The 15,498-nt window shown below is 36.8% G+C and carries 7 protein-coding genes; all 7 read left to right on the plus strand.

Features of this window, described 5'->3' with window-relative positions; genetic code table 11:
* The first annotated feature begins 37 nt into the window (after window positions 1-37).
* The 7 genes from ABID42_RS08430 (at window position 38) to ABID42_RS08460 (ending at window position 15,486) form a co-directional block, all read left to right on the plus strand.
* The gene (locus ABID42_RS08430; RefSeq protein ID WP_367283268.1) at window positions 38-1,345 is read left to right on the plus strand and encodes a peroxiredoxin family protein; all 1,308 of its coding nucleotides are present in this window, start codon (window positions 38-40) and stop codon (window positions 1,343-1,345) included.
* Between the two features lie 109 nt (window positions 1,346-1,454).
* On the plus strand, window positions 1,455-4,289 hold the full coding sequence (locus ABID42_RS08435) for a TonB-dependent receptor (RefSeq protein ID WP_367283269.1): 2,835 nt from the start codon (window positions 1,455-1,457) through the stop codon (window positions 4,287-4,289).
* 429 nt (window positions 4,290-4,718) lie between these two features.
* Complete coding sequence (locus ABID42_RS08440) at window positions 4,719-7,763, plus strand: SusC/RagA family TonB-linked outer membrane protein (RefSeq protein ID WP_367283270.1); 3,045 nt, start codon at window positions 4,719-4,721, stop codon at window positions 7,761-7,763.
* Window positions 7,764-7,804: 41 nt separating this feature from the next.
* Window positions 7,805-9,142 (plus strand): RagB/SusD family nutrient uptake outer membrane protein, encoded by a 1,338-nt coding sequence (locus ABID42_RS08445; RefSeq protein WP_367283271.1) that lies wholly within the window; start codon window positions 7,805-7,807, stop codon window positions 9,140-9,142.
* 52 nt (window positions 9,143-9,194) lie between these two features.
* Entirely contained in the window at window positions 9,195-10,538 is a 1,344-nt protein-coding gene (locus ABID42_RS08450) for a DoxX family protein (RefSeq protein WP_367283272.1), read from the plus strand.
* A 24-nt stretch (window positions 10,539-10,562) separates the two neighbouring features.
* Window positions 10,563-12,218 carry a hypothetical protein gene (locus tag ABID42_RS08455; RefSeq protein ID WP_367283273.1) on the plus strand — a complete coding sequence of 552 codons (1,656 nt, stop codon included), beginning with the start codon at window positions 10,563-10,565 and terminating at the stop codon, window positions 12,216-12,218.
* Between the two features lie 94 nt (window positions 12,219-12,312).
* The gene (locus tag ABID42_RS08460) at window positions 12,313-15,486 is read left to right on the plus strand and encodes a SusC/RagA family TonB-linked outer membrane protein (protein ID WP_367283274.1); all 3,174 of its coding nucleotides are present in this window, start codon (window positions 12,313-12,315) and stop codon (window positions 15,484-15,486) included.
* The last annotated feature ends 12 nt before the right edge of the window (window positions 15,487-15,498 follow it).

Here is a 15,498-nt window from a genome sequence, read left to right on the forward strand (position 1 = left end):
CCATCAAAATATTGATGGACGATTAACACAAAAAATCATGAAAATCAATTTTATAAAAGGTGCGTGCAATGTTTCATTGTTAACGCTCTCATTGGCAAGCACTGCTTTTGCTACCGAAAAACCGAGTTTGAAAGAAGGTAAATGGCGTGGCGAATTTCAAGTAAATGAAACAAGAGTACCCTTCAATTTTGAAATAAAAGGGAAATCATTAGAATCATCAACGTTGACTTTATTGAATGGAAGTAGAAGAGATGATTTTAAAGTAAAGGCAATTTCTGGAGATAGTATTTTTGTAAAAATGAATACTTATGATGCTGCCTTAATTGGAAAAATTGATGAAAAAGGTACTTTCAGAGGAGTTTACAAAAGTCTTGTTCCAAATTTCAGAGGAAATTCTCTGCCTTTTGTGGCTGAATTTGGCAAAACCTATCGTTTTGTAGAACCCGGAAAAGACCTTAAACCTGTCACCAATGTTACTGGAAAATGGAATGTAAAAATCATCAGTAAAGACCCCAATGCCGCAAATTCTATTGCACAATTAGAACAAAAAGGCAATAAATTAACAGGAGTATTAATGACCGTGGTTGGTGATACTCGTGAACTTGAAGGTACAATTCAAGGCAATGAATTTCATCTTTCAGGTTTTACAGGACCAAGTCCAGTAGCAATTAAAGGAAAAATCAATGATGATTTAACAACCATAAGTGATGGAGAAATCAGTTTTGGGATTTATGTTACTCAGAAATTTGAAGCTACAAAAGATAAAAATGCTTCATTACCAGACCCTTACAAGCTTACTTTCTTGAAAGAAGGCTATAAAAAATTAGATTTTACTTTCCCAGATTTAACAGGAAAGCAAGTATCATTAAGCGATGATAAATACAAAGGCAAAGTAGTTATTGTAGAAATTATCGGTACTTGGTGCCCTAATTGTACTGACCAAACTCGCTTTTTAGCACCTTGGTTTAAAGCCAATAAACAAAGAGGCGTAGAAGCAATAGCCATCGGTTTTGAACAAAAAGATGATTTAGAATATGCTAAATACACTTTAGGTAAACTTCGTGATTTCTTCGGAATAGAATATGATATTCTTTTCGGTGGAATTGCCGACAAAAAAGTAGCCACCGAAAAACTCGCAGCTTTGAATAGAATGGCGGCTTTCCCGACAACCATCATCATTGATAGAAAAGGAGATGTTCGTGAAATCTATACGGGTTACACTGGCGAAGTAACGGGCAAGTACTTTAAAGAATACACTAAAAAATTCAATAAAGTATTAGACGGATTAATTGCTGAACCAAACCCTTACGAAAAGGCGACGGTCACAACTGCAAGTTTGAAATAATTGTATTCATCAATTAACTAACATACCCCCACATAGACAGTCCGTAATAGTTGCCATGTTATTACGGCTGTCTTTTACCTAATCTTTACTTTAACGAAAATCTTCCATAATGAAACAAAAATTACTTTTATTATTTAGCCTAAGCTTGCTTTTTAGTACAGCCATTGCCCAAAAACGCAATAACATCGTGGGTAAAATTATTGATGCAAAAGATAATGCTCCGCTGGCTGGTGCCACCATTTTGATAAAAGGTACGCAAACAGGTACAACGTCTAATTTTGACGGAAACTTTACGCTTTCTGCTAAACCAGAAGATGTAGTGGTTGTATCTTTTGTGGGTTACGTGAGTCAACAAGTAAAAGTTGGCAACCAAAATTCATTGACGATTAAACTAAATCCTGACCAACAAGACCTTAACGAAGTGGTTGTTATTGGTTCTCGTTCAAACCAAGCAAGAACTAATATAGAAACGCCTGTTCCTGTTGATATTATTACCAGTAAGGAAATAGTCGCTACAGGAAGAACGGATTTATCACAAATTCTAAGTTTTATTGCTCCTTCGGTAAATTCTAATCGTCAAACTGGCGGAGATGGTTCTTCGCACATTAATCCGCTTGCTTTAAGAGGTGTTGCTCCAGACCAAACCTTGATTTTAGTAAATGGTAAACGTCGTCATTCCAGTGCTTTAGTCAATGTATTAGGAACACCAGCTCAAGGTGCTTCGTCAGCTGATTTAGATGCGATTCCTGTTTCAGCCATTGAGCGTATTGAAGTATTGCGTGACGGTGCGGCGGCTCAGTATGGTTCAGATGCGATTGCTGGTGTGATTAATATTGTCTTGAAATCAAGTGTAGATCAAGGACAAGTAACGATTACAACAGGAGAATACAATACCAGTTATCGTAACAAAAAAGATGGTTTTACTTTATTAACAGGCGTAAATTATGGTTTCCGTTTAGGGGAAAAAGGCTTTATTAATATTTCAGGACAAATCAATAACCGTGATGCTACCGACCGTTCAGGTTTTTATGAATATAATAACCGCTTAACAGGAGCAAAATTATATTGGTTTCCTTATGCAGTAGGTACAAGCTCTGAAATTGTAGATGCCAAAGAAAAATCTGTTGATAGATATAGTTCAGCAAGAAGTGGTAATGGAAAACAAGAAAATGCTAGTTTATTTGTCAACGCTGCTTTACCATTGGGCAATGATGTAGAATTTTATGCTTTTGGCGGAATCTCTTCAAAATATAGTATCAGCCCGAATAATGCTTATCGTTTTCCGAATGGAACAACAACGATTAATAGTATTTCAAGTAGATATTTTCCAACAATTTACCCGACGGGTTTCTTGGGAGAAAATGCTGCTCGCTTAGTAGATGGTTCTTTCACAGCTGGAATCAAAGGAAAAGCCAATGGCTGGAATGTTGATTTTAGTAATACTTCTGGACATAACCGTATTGATTATACGATTCAAAATACAATTAATGCTTCGATTGGAACATCTAGTCCTACAAAATTTAACAGCGGAGCTTTAGTCTTTAATCAGAATACAACTAATATTGGATTGTCTCAACGTTTTGAAAATGCAGCCATCAAAGCTTTCAACGTAGCTTTTGGAGCAGAATATCGTTTTGAAAACTATCAAATCATTGCTGGAGAAGAAAAGTCATACAAAAACTATGGCGATACTACTTATATCAGTACAGTAGGCGGAAAAACGAAAGGTGTTAGACCTGCTGGCGCACAAGTATTTCCTGGTTATCAGCCTGCGGATGCCCAAAATCAATACCGTCATAGCATTGGTTTGTATGGCGATGTTGAAGCCGAAATCTCAGATAAGTTCTTGTTAACTGGGGCTTTACGCTATGAAAAATACAGCGATTTTGGCGACCAATTAACATGGAAAACATCTACTTCTTTGAAATTGATTGATGATAGAAATAGCATTCTTGAAAGTTTATCATTGAGAGGAGCGGTTAGTACAGGTTTTAGAGCGCCTTCTTTACAACAGAAATATTACTCGGCAACTACTTCTATTCCACAAGCTGATGGAGGTTTGATTCTTTCGTTAGTATCGAACAATGATAACAATGTCACAAGATCATTTGGTATTCCTAACTTGAAGGCTGAAACGTCAAACAATTTTAGTTTAGGAATTACCAGTCGCATTGCGAAACATTTTACGGCTACGGTTGATGCTTATCAAATTGACATTAAAAATCGCATTACGCTTACAGGTACTTTTGATTTTAGTTCGATTAACAACAGTGATGCTACTATTAAAGGAGCAGCGCAATTAGTAAAAGGATTATTGTCTAATTATCCAGACGTAAATGCTGCTCAGTTTTTTGCCAATGCCATTGATACCAAAACCAAAGGGATTGATGTGGTTTTAGCCTACAAAAATCGTGTTGGTGCAGGAACACTTAATCTTTCATTAGCAGGAAATTTCACCCAAACGAAAGTAACTGATGTTCATGTGCCAAGTGGTTTAACGTCTTCAGGAACAGAAGAAGTTCGCCAATATTTATCTGAACGTATTTTCTTTGACCGTCAGCAAAGAGGACGTTATGAAAGAGGTACTCCACAAAGCAAATTGGTATTATTAGCTGGTTATACTTGGGGACGAATTACGCCTAATGTGGTTGTTACTCGCTTTGGTGAATATACATTTTACACAACTCAAAGTAATATAAACAGCGCAACAGGTGGAAGAGACCAAACTTTTAGTCCGAAAACAACGACTGATATTTCAGTGAATTATCAACTGAATAAATCTGTAGGAATTACTTTGGGTTCGAATAATATTTTTGATGTCTATCCCGACCAATTAAGCATTGCAAATAACCAAACGGGCACTGTGCCTTGGGGAACAGGTGGCGGACAACAGTTCGGATTCAATGGTGCATTTTATTATGGCAGATTAACTTTTAACTTCTAAATATACCCTCTGAGAAGCTCTCGTTGCAAAACGAGGGCTTTTTTTAAATGATTTTTTCAAGATTTTGATAATCAAGCATTTGTAAAATAAATATTGTCTATTTTATATAATTCCAAAAGCGATTAAAAATCTTTGGCAGTAGTCATTTAGCAGATTAATCTTACCTCATTTATACTGATATATTAAATTTTTTGAAAAATGTTTGTAAAGTCTAATTTTGAAGAGTAATTTTGCACATATAGTCTATAGTTTTAATGGATTATGTATATTTCATCAATAAATAAAACCAAATACTTAAACACTAAAAAAAGCCACTCTTGCTGTAACAAGAATGGCTGGTTCAAAAAAGGTTCATTGTGGAATGATTCAGGAGCACGCAAAAGCTGTACTCCCAGTACCTTATTTTTTAATTTAACCAATGCAAAGTAAATGAAAAAAAAATTACTAGTAGTATTCTGGCTAGGTATTTTATTGTTTCCTTTTGGGCTATTTGCCCAAAATACCGATGCCACTATTAATTCTACGCTCTCAGGAAGAGTGTTAGACGAAAGTTCAAAAGAACCCCTCATTGGCGCTTCTATTAAAATTAAAGGAACTACTCATGGTGTGTTAGCCGATGCAGATGGGAAGTTTTACTTTAAGACAGGTCAAAAATTTCCTTATATACTTGTTGTAAATTTTGTAGGATATGATGCCAAAGAAGTAGTTGTAAAAACGAATAATATCGACATTCAACTTAAAGCAAATAACAGAGAATTAAGTGAAATTGTAGTGGTTGGTTATGGAACACAGGAACGTAAAAATTTGATTGGATCTATCACAAAAGTAAATCCTTCAGAAGTTAGTTCGATTCCTGTAGGAAGTATAGATGCTCAATTACAAGGAAAAGTTTCTGGTGTACAAATCTCTTCAGCCACAGGAGTACCGGGCGAAGCCGTTAATGTAAGAGTACGTGGAGCTACTTCTATCAATGCCGACAACGACCCTTTGTATGTTGTTGACGGTGTTTTTATCAATAGTAACAGTCTTCAAACAATTGGAACAGGCGGTAAAGCGACATCGCCAATTGCAGATTTTAACCCTGCTGATATTCAAAGTATTGAAGTATTGAAAGATGCAGAAGCAACCGCTTTGTATGGTTCAAGAGGGGCTAATGGTGTAATTTTAATTACGACAAAAAGAGGAAATTTTGAACAAGCGCCAAAAGTAAATATCAACGCAAGTTTCGGACAAGTAAAGGCTGTTAAACTTTGGGATTTGACAACTGGTCCAGAGCATGCTCAATTAGTAAACGAATGGTGGATTAATACTGGTAAAGATACGCCTTCGCTTAACAGAACTGTGGCAAACCGACCATTCAGACCAGTATCAGAAGGTGGACGTGGTTTGCCTGAAGAACAACAAACTTACGACAGACTCGGCGAAGCTTTCCGTACAGCGACACTTCAAAGCTATGATATATCATTATCGGGAGGTACAAAAACTACGAAGTATTATATTGGCGGTGGTTTTAATTCTCAAGAAGCAATTCTTAAACCCATCACTTTTGATAGAGCAAGCTTTAAAGTAAATCTCGACCAGAAGATTAACGACAAAGTACAAATCGGCGTAAGTAACTCTTTTTCAAGAACATATCGTAACCAAGCTCGTGCTGGTGATGGTCCACAAGGAGGTTTACTACAAGCTGCTTTGCACACTCCTACTTATTTGTCACCATACAATGAACAAGGTGTTTTGGTGGGTCGTGCAGGCTTTGATAACTTAACTTTATTATTAGAAAACTACGATGTACATTCAACTAGTTTGAGATATATTGGTAATCTTTATGCGGAAGCTTATTTACTTCCCAATTTAAAATTACGTTCAAGTTGGGGTGTTGATTACAACAATTATAACGAATCGGAATACTGGAATACTTTCCTATTATTAGGAGCACAAGGTGGTTTGGCTACTTCTTCGATTTCTCAGTTTACTTCATTATTGAACGAACAAACGCTTACTTATCGCCAGAAATTGGGCGACAAACATTCTTTCGGATTAGTCGTAGGCAATACCTTACAAAGCGACGTATTGAACAGAACTTATGCCGAAGGAAGAGGTTTTGCGAATAATTCATTCAAAATTATTTCTTCGGCTGCTACAACAATTAGTTCACAAAACTGGAGTAAAAGTAATTTAGCGTCATTTTTTGCGAAAGCAGACTATAATTTTGACGGAAAATATTTATTCAACGTAAGCTTGAGAGCAGATGGTTCTTCTCGTTTCGGGACAGACCGTAAATGGGGCTATTTCCCTGCAGTAGGTGCCGCTTGGCGATTAAAACAAGAAGATTTTCTTAAAAGCAATACTGTTATTTCAGACTTAAAATTAAAAGCTAGTTATGGTATTGTAGGAAACCAAAACGGTATTGGAAACTTTGCTTCACAAGGTTTGTGGACTGGTGGTGCATCTTACCAAGGAAGTGCAGGAACAGCACCACAACAATTGGCTAACCCAGATTTAAGATGGGAAAAAACAAATCAATTTAATGTGGGTGTAGATGCTTCTTTATTAAATGGAAAAATTGCCTTTGAATTAAATTATTATACTAAATACACCAGAGATGGTTTATTGCAATTGGCTTTACCAAGTACAACAGGTTTCGCCAATTATTGGAGCAACGCTGCTGAAATCAGCAATAAAGGTTTTGAATTTAGTATCAACACAACGAATATTCAACGAGGTGGTTTCACTTGGACATCTAGTTTAAACATTGCTCAAAATATTAATAATATTGAGAAATTAGAAAATCCACTTCGCTATGGAAGTAGAGACTTGATTCTTCAACAACAAGGTACTCCTCTTTACTCTTTCTGGGTATATAAACAATTGTATGTTGACCCGCAAACAGGAAATGTAGTGTATGAAGATGTGAATAAAGATGGGCAAATCACCGTTGCTGACCGACAAATTGTAGGAAGTATTTGGCCGAAATTCTTTGGCGGATTTACTAACAATTTCAGTTACAAAGGTTTTGAAGTATCAGCTTTCTTAGCTTTCCAGTATGGGAACAAAATCTATAACCACAATAAATTCTTTGGAGAGGGCGGCGGAGCTAGAGATGCAGCTCGTATTATTTTTGCTAGTAACGTAGCTCGTTGGCAAAAACCGGGCGACATTACTGACGTTCCTCGCCCTGACGGAGTAAATGTTAATAATTATCGTGATGGTGGAAGTCGCTGGTTGGAAGATGGTTCGTTTATACGACTCCGTTCGTTAAATGTAGGCTATAATTTGCCAAAATCTTTTGCTAAAAAACTAGGTGCCGAAGGTATCAAGGTGTTTGTGAATGGAACAAATCTGTTCTTGATTACAAAATATACAGGACTCGACCCAGAATCTAGTGCCAGTAGCGACCAAAATGCACAAGGGATAGATTTAGGAACGCCACCACAACCACGTAGTTTCCAAGCTGGTTTTAATTTGACTTTTTAATCAAAAAATCAGCATAGACAACCCATTTAAATATTAGATTTATGAGGACTTTAAAATATATATACTCAATAGGACTAGTAGCTTTATTAGCATCGTGTTCAAATTATTTGGATGTAAAGCCATTAGAGTCTATTTCAGATACACAGACTATTTACGATAAAACATCCTCTGAAACAGCTATCAGAGGTGTTTATTCGGCACTTGCTAGTGCTAATTATTACGGTACTACTTTCCAATCTATTGGCTATTTGTCGGGCGATAATATTCAATGGACTGGCTCGCAGTCGCAAGTACAGGAGTTTATCAATAAAAAAGTAAATGCTGAAAACTCGACTATTTCTGGAGCTTGGACAGCCATTTATGTTACCATCAACCGTGCAAATAATGTGCTGGCAAAAGTACCAACTGTTACAGACCCGCTTTTGACAGAAGCCTTAAAAAATCAAATCATTGGCGAAGCTTATTTTATCAGAGCTTTAGCTTACTTTGATTTGGCTCGTACTTGGGGTGGCGTGCCAATTGTGACAAAACCAACGGCTAGTCCAACTGAAAACAGAGGTATCGGTAGAAGTACACAAGCCGAAACTTATGCACAAGTATTAAAAGATTTAGAAACAGCTGAAACATTATTACCTGTTACGACAGACCGTTACAGAGCTACTCGCAAAACTGTTTGGGCTTTGCGTGCAAGATACCATTTGTACCAAAAAGAATGGGCGAAGGCAGAAGAATATGCGACTAAAGTATTGACAGACAGCAATTATCGTTTATTAAAACCATTCAATACTTTTTTTGCGAGCGATGCTAGAGGAACACAAGAGTCTGTTTTTGAAATTTTCTATAGTGCCAACGAGCCTAATACGCACCGTAACCAATGGCAACCTCAAACTAATGGAGGTACTCGTCAATGGGCTCCAAATGATGCCATTGTTGCACTGTTGAACGATCCAACTGTTGGAGGAACTCGCAGTACTTTAGTTGCAAAAGACAACCAAAATCGTTGGTATGGAAATTTGTATTATCGTACTCCTGCTTCTGACCCAAGTTACATTATTCGTATTGCAGAATTATATTTAATTCGTTCGGAAGCTCGTGCTAATCAAGACAAAATTACGGACGCACTTACAGATTTGAATGCTGTTCGTGACCGTGCTGGTCTTGTAGCAAGTACCGCTTCCACGAAAGACAATGTACTCTTAGCCATCGAAAATGAAAGAAGAGTAGAGTTTGCATTAGAGCCGCATCGTTGGTATGACATTGTAAGAACAGGTCGTGCCGCACAAGTATTTAATCTTAGCGATGCCAACAGATTTGTTTTACCGATTCCAGCTGGAGAATTATTGATTGATAAATCATTAGTACAAAATAAAGGATATTAATTTTTAGTCCGCAGGCTAGTTACCTAGCCTGTGGCTTAAACCCAATATTAAAATGGCTAAAACACTAGAAATTAACTCGCAAAGCGAATGGACTAGTACAGAGAAACTCGTTTTTAAGTTTTTCGGTATCTATTTCTTCTTGCAGGTACTACCTATCGACATTAGGTTTTTCAAGCACCTTTTTTCTACCAATTGGTTGAATATAGGCTATCCTGATATTTTCTATTTGTCGAAGTATGCCCCTAGTTTTACAGGAAATGACAACTTTTCCAACTGGCTGATTATTGCTGTAATAGCAGGAATTGGGACATTTGCATGGGATACGATTTACAAAAAAGACATCAATTATGACCAATTGTATTATTGGATACGAGTTGTAGTACGTTATCGTTTAGCGATTGGAGTGATTGCCTATGGTTTTCTCAAATTCTTTCCAATTCAGTCGCCAATTCCTTCTATCAGTAATCTTAATACTGAATATGGCGATTTTACTGCTTGGAAACTATTTTCATTGGGTTTGGGCGTTGTACCTAGCTATCAATCTTTTCTAGGATTGATAGAAATTGTAGGAGGTTTATTACTGCTGAACAGAAAAACGACAACGATTGCTACTTTAATAATTTTACCTTTTGCAGGAAATGTTGCCATTTCAAATATTGCTTACGAAGGTGGTGAATATGTTTATGCTTTCTATCTGATAGCTCTAGCACTTTACCTTTTTGCATTTGATGCTATCCGATTATTTAATTTACTTTCTTTAGAAAAACCGACTTTACCTAACCGCTTTCAACCTGTATTTGACAAAAAATGGAGTCAGGTTAGAATTGCTATCAAATTTGCTTACGTTCTCTTTTTTGTAATATTCTATGGATTGAAAACTTATGGAAGTTACCAAAAAGGAGGCTATCATTTTCCCGCTGAAAAAGGTTTAGAAAATACTGCTGGGCTTTATAATGTGAGTGAATTTAAATGGAATAACCAGAGTATTCCTTATTCAAAAACAGATACGATTCGTTGGCAAAATGTGGTATTTGAAAAATGGAATACCATTAGCATAAAATCTAACAAATCGGTGATTTTGACGCATTTACCAAGTGAAGAAATTTTTAAAGAAGATGCTTCTCGTGTTTATGAATTATCTGGTTCGCAAGGTCGCCATTATTATCAGTACAGTATAGATGCTTCAAAATCAACGCTTTCGCTGAGTAATAAAAATGTTAATCACAAGAATGACCAATTTACTTTATCGTTCAAAAAACTTAATGATTCGACACTTGTTTTGTCGGGCGTAAATACCCAACACGATTCTGTTTATGCTGTTTTGAATAAAGTCAACAAAAAATATTTGACTTTCGAAGCACAAAAATTAGGACGTAGAGGTGTACTTAAACTTTAATTCTTACCATAAACTCCATACAAAATGTCGCATTCAAACTTTTATTTAGAGCATGAGGATTTGGGTATAGAATTGCCCGAAAACACCATAAATAGTCAAACAAATACGACCGAACAAACGTGGTCAGGTTGGCAAAAAGTGCTTTTCCGTATAGCATTTGTATTCTTTGTGGCGATGTCGCTACCCAATACTTTAGAATGGTATAAAGAAATCGCTACTTTCAATTGGTTACATTTGCACTACAGAGATTTGTACGATATTGCAAGATTTGGTTCTGGGCTAAATTTCTTTGGTAACAAAATTTTTGGCTCTTCGCTCAACGGTTATGCCGTTTGGGTCATTACACTAATCTTTGCTGTTGTAGGCGGACTTCTATGGACTGCTATAGTTTATTTGATTAAGAAAGAACCCAAGACCTATAACATTCTTTATTACTGGCTAAAAGTAATCGTTCGTTATCGTGCAGGAATCGGGATTATTGGTTTTGGTTTTACAAAATTAACACCAACGCAATTACCTTATCCATCTTGGGGAATACTGAATACTAATTTTGGAGATTTAACACTTCAAAAAATCTATTGGTTATCAATCGGTATTGTGCCTTGGTACGAAGTATTCACGGGCGTTGTTGAAGTTGCCGCAGGAGCATTGTTATTTTTCAGAGCAACTACTTTCTGGGGTTCGGTTTTACTCTTTGGGGCCTTGGCTGATATTGTATATGTAAACCTTGCTTATGATGGCGGGGTACACGTTTACAGTTCATATTTTGTATTACTTTCAGGATTTTTGTTGGTTGATTATGTCCCTAGAATTTATAAGTTACTGATTTTAGAACGACTGACAATTCCTGTAACACACTATCCAGTTTTTGATAAAGCGTGGCAACGTATCACCAGAATTACGCTAAAAACAGCTACCATTGTTTTGTTTTTACCAGTGTTTACGTATTTAGCAGTAGTGAATTTTTTGTATGATCCTTACAAACAACCTGCTTTGAAAGGTATTCCTGAATTGCGTGGGAATTATGAAGTTTCGGAATTCAAAATCAATAACCAAGTTATCCCCTATTCGCCTACGGACACTTTAAGGTGGCAACAAGCTACTTTCGAAAAATGGACAACGCTTACTTTTAAAGTAAACAAGCCTGTAGAATTAGATTTATCCAATGGCGGGGGTGCGCCCATGAGAGATATTAACCGAACCTTTGAGCTAACGGGCGTAGCTGGCGGACAACGAGTTTTCTATTATGAAGCCGATACTGTGAATAAAGTATTGTATTTGCAGGATAAAAACAGAGGCTCACGCAACCAAGAAAATCGAGAGTTTTTGGTAAATAATCGTGATTTAGGTGGAGAAACTATTCGTAAAAAGAAAGAAGTAAAAGCAGAAGAAGTGGCAGACAACTGGATATCTAAAGAAGCATTAGCCAATATTGGTCCAGAAGACCCAAAAATAGAAGCCATCGCTCGTTCTTCTCGCCGTACAAAAGGCATCAAAGCAGAAAGCAAACCAAGTAAACGCAATCGAATGATTTTGAAATATACCGTTTTAGATGACGGAAACAGGGTTTTACTTTCGGGTATCAACGAAAATAAAGATTCTATTCATGTTACTCTAAACCGATATACTAAAAAATATGCCCTTTCAAAAAGTACCTTGGAAGCTGGTAAGTACAACTAAATACATTTCTTAATCAACAGTTTTCAACTTGCTGAATCATTAGCAAGTTGAAAATCCCTTAACTTTTATTTAAAACTTCTCAAAAAAAGCACGCATGAAAATCAGACAATTACACATCATCACATGTCTATTTTTGAGCCTCAGCACATCACTGTTTGCTCAATTAAAAACCATTACGGGTACTATCAAAGACAAAGAAACGGGCGATGCACTTCCGGGTGTTTCTGTTTTAATCAAAGGCTCAAATACTGGAGCTGTTACCGACCAAAAGGGATATTACAAAATCAGTGCTTCTGAAAAAGCTACTTTGGTATTTTCATTTGTTGGTTTTGCTAACGTCGAAAAAGTTGTAGGAAATCAATCTATTATTTCTGTAGATTTAATTCCTGCTAATAATGAATTAGCTGAAGTAAGAGTTGTTGGCTATGGTACACAAACCAAAGCTGAATTTACAGGTTCAGCTGTAAGGGTTTCAGGCGAAGCCATCAAAGAACAACCCATTCAAAGTTTTGACCAAGCCTTGTCTGGTCGTGCTGCTGGGGTAAATGTTGCATCGCCCAACGGAGTACTTAATAACCCGCCAGTTATTCGTATCCGTGGAGTAAACTCTATTTCCTTGAGTTCATATCCATTAGTTGTTGTGGACGGTATTCCTATTAATACGGGTAATGTTTCAACAAGTACAGCCGTGCCAAACAACCCACTTGGGGATATTAACCCAGCTGATATTGAATCAATAGATGTTTTAAAAGATGCTGCTTCAACTTCTATTTATGGTTCAAGAGCTGCGGCAGGAGTATTATTAATTACCACAAAAAGAGGTAAATCAGGGAAGCCTCGTATCAGCTTTGATAGTTGGACGGGCGTTTCTGACGTAGTGCGTTTGCCTAAATTATTAAATGCAGAACAGTTTATTGCCATCAAAAATGAAGCTGTTTTAAACGCTAAAATTTTGGGAGGTAATGCCAATAATAACAATGTGGCTTCAGCATTATTTTATCCAAATTATGATGCAAACAATAATCCCATTAACACTCGTTGGTATGATTATATTTACCAAACAGGAACAGCACAAAACCACAATGTGAATGTTTCTGGCGGAACACCAACGACATCTTATTACTTTTCAGCCAACTATACAGACCAAAAAGGTTTCTTAGTAACAAACGAGTTTAAAAGAAAATCAGCTCGTTTTAACATCGACCAAGAACTTACAGGTTGGTTAAAATTGAAAGGTAGTCTTTCTTATAATACAAGTTTTAACCAGTCTCCTTATTCAGGTTCATTGGCAAACTCTAATTTCTTCTTAGTAGGTGCTGCTCGCTTGGCTGTGGCTTTACCTCCAAACGTACCAGCATTCAATGCCGATGGTTCTTATAACATCAACCCTAATAGCCCAAATACAATTGGGGTTGGAAATAATCAGTTTGTAAGTAACTGGGGGAATCCTGTAGCTTTACTTCGTGAAAACAAATATACTTCTGAAAACGACCGTGTTATTGCAAGTTTTGCTGCGGTGGCTAAGTTGTACAAAAACTTAGAATTTACAACTACTTATGCGATTGATCGCCTTAGAACGGATACTTATAGCTATGATAGTCCGATTCAAGGAAATGGTTTTTCAAGTAGAGGAAATGCAACAAATGTTTCGGCAGTAAGAGATAACTGGAACTGGACAAATACGCTAACTTACAATACAACGATTGCCGACAAGCACAATGTTTCAGCTTTAGTAGGCTATGATTTACAAAAATTCAATTATAATGCTTGGGGTGCTTCAAGAACGCAAAGTGCTGACCCTTACTTTGAAAACTACCAAGGAAACTGGGGAGCAATTTCGGCAACAAACAATGAAATTAGTGAACGTGCTTTCCTTTCTTTCTTCTCTCGTTTAACATACGACTGGGCTAAAAAATACTTCCTTACTTTCAACTTCCGTCGTGACGGTAACTCAGCACTTGGTTCTGGAAGAAAATATGGAAACTTCGGTGGTGTTTCTGGAGGATGGGCAATTTCTGAAGAAGAATTTTATAAATCTTCTGCCATTTCTTCTGTATTGAACAATGTAAAACTAAGAGCAAGCTGGGGACGTGTAGGCAATGGTAATTTAAGCGATGCCTTCAGTTCATTAGAATTATACAGTGGCTCATTGTATGGAAATGCTGCTACTTGGGCGATTTCTCAAGCAGGGAACTCGAACTTAGGCTGGGAAACGAGTAATCAAACCAATATTGGAGCAGACTTAGGGTTATTGAACAATAGAGTTCAAGTAGAATTGACTTATTTCAATAACGACGTAAATGGTTTGATTTTGAGCGCCCCACAAGCAGTATCAAAAGGGATTCCTGGCAATGCTATTTTAGGTAATGTGGGTTCAATGTACAACCGTGGTATTGAATTAGGAATTACAGCAACAGTTATCCGCAAAGGCGATTTTTCTTGGAATACTTCCTTTAATTTCACTAAACTAGAAAACAAAGTAACAGCCCTTGCAGAAGGAAATACTGATATTATTGGTACTACTCACGTATCTTACGAAACCACGAATATCACACGAGTTGGTTATTCGGTAGGTAGTTTATATGGCGCAAAAACGGCTGGAGTAAATCCTGCGAATGGTCAAAGAATTTTCATCAATAAAAAAGGTGAACAAGTACAATACAGCCAAGTGGTATTACCGGGGCAAAGTCAGTGGACTTACCTAAATGGTGAAAAAGCAGCAGCTATTACAGGTGCTGATTATTATTTAATCGGAAATGCACTACCAACTTGGTATGGTGGTTTTTCAAACAATTTCAAGTATGGCAATTTTGATTTAGGCATTAATCTTTCATTCTCAGGTGGCAACTATATCATGAATGGAACAAGAGCTACTTTGCTTGACCAACGTGCTTATAACAACTCGACTGAAATCTTAAATCGCTGGCAAAAACCTGGAGACATTACTGATGTACCAAGACTGGTTTATAATGACCAATTATCAAGTGGTTCTTCTTTCCCTGTTTCAACAAATGCTGAAAAAGCGGATTTCCTTCGCTTACAAAACCTTTCTCTAGGCTATAGACTTCCGTCTGCTTTGTTTACAAAAATTGGTATTAGCTCAGTACGTGTATATGCCCAAGGAGCAAACCTATTCTTAATAACAAAATATACAGGTGCTGACCCAGAATCGTCTGTAAATGGTAACTCAAATACTACTCCAGGTGTAGAGAAAAACTCAGTTGGACAAGCAAGAACATTTACTTTGGGACTAAACGTAAGTTTTTAACGAAAGCGTTAG

It is taken from the genome of Arcicella rosea (assembly GCF_040543805.1).
GTDB lineage: Bacteria > Bacteroidota > Bacteroidia > Cytophagales > Spirosomataceae > Arcicella > Arcicella rosea.

Bases quoted from the DNA above. Each gene is read 5' to 3' on its own strand.
- ABID42_RS08460 (WP_367283274.1), top strand. From the start codon at position 12,313: ATGAAAATCAGACAATTACACATCATCACATGTCTATTTTTGAGCCTC.
- ABID42_RS08435 (WP_367283269.1), top strand. From the start codon at position 1,455: ATGAAACAAAAATTACTTTTATTATTTAGCCTAAGCTTGCTTTTTAGT.
- ABID42_RS08450 (WP_367283272.1), top strand. From the start codon at position 9,195: ATGGCTAAAACACTAGAAATTAACTCGCAAAGCGAATGGACTAGTACA.
- ABID42_RS08430 (WP_367283268.1), top strand. From the start codon at position 38: ATGAAAATCAATTTTATAAAAGGTGCGTGCAATGTTTCATTGTTAACG.
- ABID42_RS08445 (WP_367283271.1), top strand. From the start codon at position 7,805: ATGAGGACTTTAAAATATATATACTCAATAGGACTAGTAGCTTTATTA.
- ABID42_RS08440 (WP_367283270.1), top strand. From the start codon at position 4,719: ATGAAAAAAAAATTACTAGTAGTATTCTGGCTAGGTATTTTATTGTTT.
- ABID42_RS08455 (WP_367283273.1), top strand. From the start codon at position 10,563: ATGTCGCATTCAAACTTTTATTTAGAGCATGAGGATTTGGGTATAGAA.